Source organism: Nocardioides sp. (assembly GCF_029937575.1).
Taxonomy (GTDB): domain Bacteria; phylum Actinomycetota; class Actinomycetes; order Propionibacteriales; family Nocardioidaceae; genus Nocardioides.
Genome location: NZ_JAPYPS010000097.1, coordinates 6,275 through 10,817, shown reverse-complemented (window position 1 = coordinate 10,817; position 4,543 = coordinate 6,275). Strand labels below are relative to the sequence as shown.

Sequence of the window (4,543 nt, the reverse complement as noted above, 5' to 3'; positions counted from 1 at the left end):
CTCACCGGGCTTCGTCGACGCTCGCTGGCGCTCGCTGCTCAGCCTCCGCCGGCGGCAAGACCACCACGTCCAACCTCGCCCTCCTGTGCCGGCGCCACCACCGCACCAAGACCTTCTCCCCCTGGACCTACACCAGCCCCCAACCAGGCGTCTACGACTGGACCAGCCCCACCGGCACCCACTTCCGCGTCACCCGCAGCCGACGCCACGGCCGGATGCCCATCACCACCCAGATCCACCAGGTCCCACCCGACTCCGAGCCCTGAACACCCCGCCCCGCCACCCCGCCCACCGCAGCGGGGCTACCGGCATGTCCTCGCCGTTGCTGAGCAGCTCCGCCTACAGCAACGCCAGGTCGTCGCGGTGCACGATCTCCCGCTCGTAGCCCGCACCCAGCTCGGCCTTCAGGTCGCCCGACGAGCGACCCAGCAAGCGGGGCAGCTCCTCGGCGTCGAAGTTCACCAGCCCGCGCGCCACCACCGTCTCGTCGGGGCCGACGAGATCGACGGGGTCGCCGGCGATGAAGCGCCCCGTGACGTCGGTGATCCCGGCGGCGAGCAGCGAGGCGCCGCGCTGGGTCACCGCGGCGACCGCGCCGGCGTCCAGGACGAGGGTCCCCTTGGCCTCGGTCGCGTGCGCCAGCCACAGCAGGCGGGTCGAGCGGCGGCGCCCGGTGGGGCGGAAGAGGGTGCCGACGGGTTCGCCCGCCAGCGCTGCGCCGGCCTGGGCGGCCGAGGTGAGCACGACCGGGATCCCGGCGCCCGTGGCGATCTGAGCCGCCTGGACCTTGGTCTGCATGCCGCCCGTGCCGAGCCCGGCGGCCCCGGTCTTGCCGATGCGCAGCCCGTCGAGGTCGTCGGCCGAGACCACCTCCGGGACCAGGGAGGTGCCCGGGTCGCTGGGGCGGCCGTCGTACAGACCGTCGACGTCGGACAGCAGCACCAGCAGGTCGGCCTTGACCAGGTGCGCGACGAGGGCGGCCAGTCGGTCGTTGTCGCCGAAGCGGATCTCACCGGTGGCGACGGTGTCGTTCTCGTTGACGATCGGCAGCACGCCGAGCTCGAGCAGCTTGTCGAAGGTCTGCGCGGCGTTGCGGTAGTGCGCCCGCCGGGTGACGTCGTCGTGGGTCAGCAGCACCTGGCCGACCACGACGTCGTGGCGACGCAGCTCCTCGGTGTAGCGGTGCACGAGCAGCCCCTGGCCGACCGAGGCGGCGGCCTGCTGCGCCGGCAGTCCGGACGGCCGCCGCGTGAGCCCCAACGGCGCCAGACCAGCAGCGATCGCACCGGACGACACGAGCACGACGTCGCCGCCGGCGGCCCGGGCCGCGGCGAGCACGTCGACCAGCGCGCGCAGGCGGTCAGGGTCGAGTCCGCCAGCGGCGGTGGTGAGTGAGGACGAGCCGACCTTGACGACGATGCGCCGGGCCTGCGTGACCTCGGCCCTAGCGGGCACCGGGGTCGTCCTCGAGCCAGTCCGGGTCGTCGTCGGTGCCGATGTCGTAGGAGGAGGGGCCGTAGACCTCGGGCTTGTCGAGGCGGCGCGCCACGTCGGCGCGGGTCTCGGTCTCGCTGCGGTCGTCCATCGCGTCCTCGATCGCCCGGCGGCGCTCGCGGGCCGGACGGTTCTCCTTCAGGCGCGTGTCCTCGCCGCGGCGGGCGAGGTTCTCCGCACCCGCGTCGAGGCCGGGCTTGAAGTCGAAGACCACGGCGTTGTCGGGGTCGCCGATCAGGACGGCGTCGCCCTCGACGGCGCCCAGCTCGACCAGGCGGGTCTCGACGCCCAGCCGGTTGAGCCGGTCGGCGAGGAAGCCGACGGCCTCGTCGTTGCTGAAGTCGGTCTGGCGCACCCAGCGCTCGGGCTTGTCGCCCCGGACCCGCCACCCGTCCTCGGTCTCGGTGACGGTGAAGACAGAGCCACCGTCGGCGCTCGGCGGACGCAGCACGATCCGCTGGGCCACCTCCACGGCGCGCTCCTCGCGGGCCGCGGAGACGATCTCGGCCATCGCGAAGACCAGCTCGCGCGTGCCCTCGCCGCTCGCTGCCGAGACCGGGAAGACCCGAAGGCCGCGGGCCACCAGGTCGTCGATCACCATGTCGGAGATGTCGCGCCCGTCGGGCACGTCGACCTTGTTGAGCGCCACCAGGCGCGGCCGGTCCTCGAGGCCGCCGTACTGGGTCAGCTCGCGCTCGATGATGTCCAGGTCGTCGAGCGGGTTGCGGCCGGGCTCGAAGGTCGCGGTGTCGAGCACGTGCACCAGGGCGGCGCAGCGCTCGACGTGACGCAGGAAGTCGTGACCCAGGCCGCGGCCGTCGCTGGCACCCTCGATCAGCCCGGGTACGTCGGCGACGGTGAAGGTCACCTCGCCACCGGTGACCACGCCCAGGTTGGGCACGAGCGTCGTGAACGGGTAGTCGGCGATCTTGGGCCGCGCTCGGGAGATGGAGGCGATCAGGCTCGACTTGCCGGCACTGGGGAACCCCACCAGGCCGATGTCGGCGACCACCTTGAGCTCGAGCACGATCTCCAGCTCGTCACCCGGCTCGCCGAGCAGCGCGAAGCCGGGGGCCTTGCGCTTGGCCGAGGCCAACGCCGCGTTGCCCAGGCCGCCGCGGCCGCCCTCGGCGATCACCAGCTCGGTGCCGGGGCCGACGAGGTCGGCGATGACCTCACCGCTCTTGTAGGCCACGACCGTGCCGTCGGGGACCGGCAGCACCAGGTCGGCGCCGTGGGAGCCGTTCTTGTGCGAGCCGCCGCCGTGGTCGCCGTGCTCGGCCTTGCGGTGCGGGCTGTGGTGGTAGTCGACCAGGGTCGTCACGTCGGACTCGACGCGCAGGATCACCGAGCCACCCGGACCGCCGTTGCCGCCGTCGGGGCCACCGAGAGGCTTGAACTTCTCGCGGTGGACCGAGGCGACCCCGTGGCCACCGCGCCCGGCGCTGACGTGCAGCGTGACGCGGTCGACGAAGGTGGGGATGGCCATGGGTGCTCCTCGGTGGTGCGGAAATGCCGAGAGACGCCCCGATGCCCGGGACGCCTCTCAGTGAAAGCTGTGAGTGGTGCTGCTGGCGAGCGTCAGGTCACTCGCCCGGCACGATGTTGACCACACGACGACCGCGCTTGCGGCCGAACTCGACCGAGCCCGCGATGAGCGCGAAGATCGTGTCGTCGCCACCACGGCCCACGCCGGAGCCCGGGTGGAAGTGCGTGCCGCGCTGGCGGACGATGATCTCGCCGGCGTTGACGGTCTGGCCGCCGTAGCGCTTGACGCCGAGACGCTGGGAGTTGGAGTCGCGACCGTTCTTGGTGGACGCGGCGCCCTTCTTGTGTGCCATCTGAGGAGTCCTTGGAGTCGAGAGTGTGGAGAGTGTGGAGAGTGTGGAGAGTGTCCGAGCCGGTGGCTCGGCCGATCACAAACTGATGTCGGTGACCTTGACCTGGGTGTACTTCTGACGGTGACCCTGGCGCTTCTTGTAGCCGGTCTTGTTCTTGTACTTCTGGATGACGATCTTCGGGCCCTTGGTCAGCCCGAGCACCTCGACGGTCACCGCGGCGTCGGCCAGGCCGGTGGCGGTCACGGTCTCGCCGTCCACGGCCATCACGACCGGGAGGCTCAGGGTCTCGCCGACGGGCGTGGTGACCTTGTCGATCTCGATGACGTCGCCAACAGCGACCTTCTGCTGCTTGGCGCCTGCGCGCACGATCGCGTACACCGCGGTCTCCTTCGTCGATTCACAATCACGTCTGGCACATCTGGGTCTGCGGCACGTCGGCCACCATCACGCGCAGCACCTCGAGACAATCATCTCGAAGGACCGGGCATCGTGTGGCGAATGGGTGCCAGTCAGAGGGCGGCACGCCGGGCGCACCAAGGATGAATGCTACGGACAACGTCCCCGGACAGCAAAACGAGCCGGTCGGGGACGTCGCCCGCATGGTGCTCAGCGCTTGCGGGCGCTCCCCTTGCGCTTGACCGGGACGTGCCCGGCCGCGTCGTTCGAGGGCTCGACCTCGGGGTCGTCGCCCTCGGCAGCCGCCACGGGCTCCCCCGGCTCCACGTCGACGAGCGAGGGCTCGACGACGCCGGACTCCGGCGGTGACCCGATCTGGCCGGAGGCGGGTGCTGCCTCGTCCATGGTGGGCACCGCAGCCTGCTCGACCGCCTCGGTCTCCGGTACGTCGGCCAGTGCGTCAGCCTGTGCGTCGGCTTGGGTGTCCGCCGAGGTGCTCGACGGGGCGGCCGCGGGCCGGCGTGCTCCCTGCCCGCGCGTGCGGGTGACCACGCGCGGCGGCTCCGGGGTGCTCACCTCGGGCGCGGGGACCGCCGGGGCCGGGTTCGCCGGGGCGACCACCGCCTCCACGGGCTCGGGAGGCGCGCTCGCCACGGTGCGGGAGACACCGCGGCGGGTGCGTGTGACGACCTTGGGGGCCGCCGGCTCAGCCGGCTGGCTGGTCTCGGGCGACTCAGCCGAGCTCTCGGCAGGAGCCTCCGGCTCGGCAGGAGTCTCCGGCTCGGTGACCGGAGAGGCCGGCTCCGAGGATG

General features: G+C 72.2%; 4 protein-coding genes and 2 pseudogenes. 1 reads left to right on the top strand and 5 read right to left on the bottom strand.

Annotation, left to right across the window (positions count from 1 at the left end):
* Nucleotides 1-266, top strand: a pseudogene (locus tag Q1K33_RS19650) (HNH endonuclease signature motif containing protein); the annotation flags it as partial.
* Between the two features lie 73 nt (nucleotides 267-339).
* On the opposite strand, the gene proB reads toward Q1K33_RS19650, so the two are convergent.
* From proB to Q1K33_RS19625, 5 genes and pseudogenes are all read right to left on the bottom strand, one after another.
* Nucleotides 340-1,455, bottom strand: a complete 1,116-nt coding sequence (gene proB, locus Q1K33_RS19645; RefSeq protein ID WP_300406449.1) for a glutamate 5-kinase — start codon at nucleotides 1,453-1,455, stop codon at nucleotides 340-342.
* On the bottom strand, nucleotides 1,445-2,983 hold the full coding sequence (gene obgE, locus Q1K33_RS19640; protein ID WP_300406448.1) for a GTPase ObgE: 1,539 nt from the start codon (nucleotides 2,981-2,983) through the stop codon (nucleotides 1,445-1,447). The genes proB and obgE overlap by 11 nt, the downstream gene beginning before the upstream one ends.
* A gap of 97 nt (nucleotides 2,984-3,080) precedes the next feature.
* Entirely contained in the window at nucleotides 3,081-3,335 is a 255-nt protein-coding gene (gene rpmA, locus Q1K33_RS19635) for a 50S ribosomal protein L27 (RefSeq protein ID WP_300406447.1), read from the bottom strand.
* 75 nt (nucleotides 3,336-3,410) lie between these two features.
* The gene (rplU, locus tag Q1K33_RS19630) at nucleotides 3,411-3,713 is read right to left on the bottom strand and encodes a 50S ribosomal protein L21 (RefSeq protein ID WP_300406446.1); all 303 of its coding nucleotides are present in this window, start codon (nucleotides 3,711-3,713) and stop codon (nucleotides 3,411-3,413) included.
* Between the two features lie 228 nt (nucleotides 3,714-3,941).
* Nucleotides 3,942-4,543 (bottom strand): annotated as a pseudogene (locus tag Q1K33_RS19625) (hypothetical protein); the annotation flags it as partial.

What these genes read in the sequence shown, in the direction of transcription:
- obgE (WP_300406448.1), bottom strand. Translation starts at nt 2,983, where the DNA reads ATGGCCATCCCCACCTTCGTCGACCGCGTCACGCTGCACGTCAGCGCC.
- rpmA (WP_300406447.1), bottom strand. Translation starts at nt 3,335, where the DNA reads ATGGCACACAAGAAGGGCGCCGCGTCCACCAAGAACGGTCGCGACTCC.